The 1,887-nt window shown below is 35.1% G+C and carries 2 protein-coding genes; one reads left to right on the forward strand and one right to left on the reverse strand.

Going from position 1 to position 1,887, the window contains the following annotated elements; all coding sequences use genetic code 11:
* The coding region (locus AC220I_RS21900; RefSeq protein ID WP_486725994.1) for a type III PLP-dependent enzyme domain-containing protein at positions 1-659 on the reverse strand (659 nt) is incomplete at its 3' end.
* Between the two features lie 119 nt (positions 660-778).
* Between AC220I_RS21900 and AC220I_RS21905 the strand changes: the two genes are divergently transcribed.
* Positions 779-1,887, forward strand: a 1,109-nt coding sequence (locus AC220I_RS21905) for an aminotransferase-like domain-containing protein (protein ID WP_486725995.1), incomplete at its 3' end; no start/stop codon positions are given.

Consider the following 1,887-nt stretch of genomic DNA (forward strand, 5'->3'; position numbering starts at 1 on the left):
ACGATCCCTGTTTTCTCATATAATTCAACGATGAATTCAAAAATGGGGTATGCACTCTTACCAAAATGTTCTGGATCGCGCTTATGACAACCAAATTGTGTGTGAATGCCAAAATGCTTTACACCAGCCTTTTGCAACCTTCCATAAGTCAGCTCTAATTGAGCTTTTGTGGACCCAAATTTGCTATTGGTATAGTCAAGGATGATTTTATCGCCATATTTTATTTGATAACCTGGATTTAGTCTAAAACAGATTGTTTCAGGAATTGTGGCACACGATTCTAGCAAGCTAAGGTGGGAGATATCATCTATGTTAATAAGCGCATTAAGTTTTAAAGCAACTTGATACTCATGAGCTGATGTGACGTTTGATGTGAACATGATGTCGTGTCCCTTAAAGCCACATCGATCTGCCATAAGAATTTCTGTGAGTGAGGCGCATTCAGCGCCACAACCCTCTTCCAAAAAAAGCTTTAGGATTGCTGGTGTGGGGGTGGCTTTTACTGCAAAATACTCTTTAAAGCCTTGATTCCAGCTAAAAGCTTTTTTTAAACGGCGAATATTTTCTATTATGGCAGTTTCATCATAGATATAAAATGGGGTCTCATAAGTTGACGTTATTTTCTGTATGTCTGATTGATTAAAGGGAACGTTCATCATATATTTATACTCCTTTGACGATGTGATATAATCATTGTAATTATAATTGCAAACAAAAACCAGTATAGAAAATATAAGGTATACCGGTATAGATTGGTGGTTGCGTGATGTATAAATATATGAAATTAGCAGAATTACTGAAAGAAGAGATATATTCAGGCAAGTATAAACCAGGCACTAAACTGCCTTCTGTTCAAAGATTGTCAAATGAGACAGGAATGAATAGTGATACGATTGTTAAAGCATACAACGCATTATTAAGAGAACATATTATCTATTCCGTCCCTAAAAGCGGTTTTTATGTGATGAAAAATGAAATCGGCAGAAAGATTATTGACATGAACAATATCAATTTGCCTAACCAGATAAATCCCTATATTGATTTTCAACATTGTTTAGAAAAAGCTATTAAAATTTATGGGCCCCAACTCTTTCAATATGGTTCACCAAGGGGAATGGATGAGCTTATTCAAGTATTGCCGAAACATTTAAATGGTATGCAAGTGTTTACAAAATCAGAAAATATATTTATAACAAATGGTGCCCAGCAAGCTTTACATATTATAAGTGCTATGAAGTTCCCCAATAGAGGATCAAAAATACTCCTTGAACAACCAACCTATTCACTGATGTTGAAAATTCTAAAACACCTAAACATACCTGCACTTGGTATTGCTAGAGATCATAATGGCGTAAATCTGAATTACTTAGAAAAAATGTTTCAACAAGGTGATATAAAATTTTTTTATACCATGCCACGCTATCAGAACCCCACTGGTTTTTCTTATAGCAATTCACAGAAAAAGGAAATTACAAAACTTGCAGAGCGCTATGGTGTCTTTATTTTAGAAGATGATTACTTGTTAGATCTAGAAGTGGATCAAAAGTCGGATGCACTTCATACACTGGGAAATAAAGAGAACATTATCTATTTACGGAGCTTTTCAAAGACTTTGTTACCGGGGTTGAGACTCGGTATGGTGGTAATGCCAGAGGTTCTTAAAAAACAATTTTTGGAAATGAAGTATTGTATGGATTTGAATACGCCAATACTTACGCAAGCTGCACTGGAAATATTTTTAACCAGTAGCATGTATAGGCATCATGTGAAGCGAACAAAAGATTATTATAAAAACAAAATGGATATATTGAGAAAGCTCTGTAATAAGGCACAGGACAAAATTGTATGGCACATTCCTTCTACAGGCTTGTATGCCTACTTGGAGAC

It is taken from the genome of Fusibacter sp., from assembly GCF_057447755.1.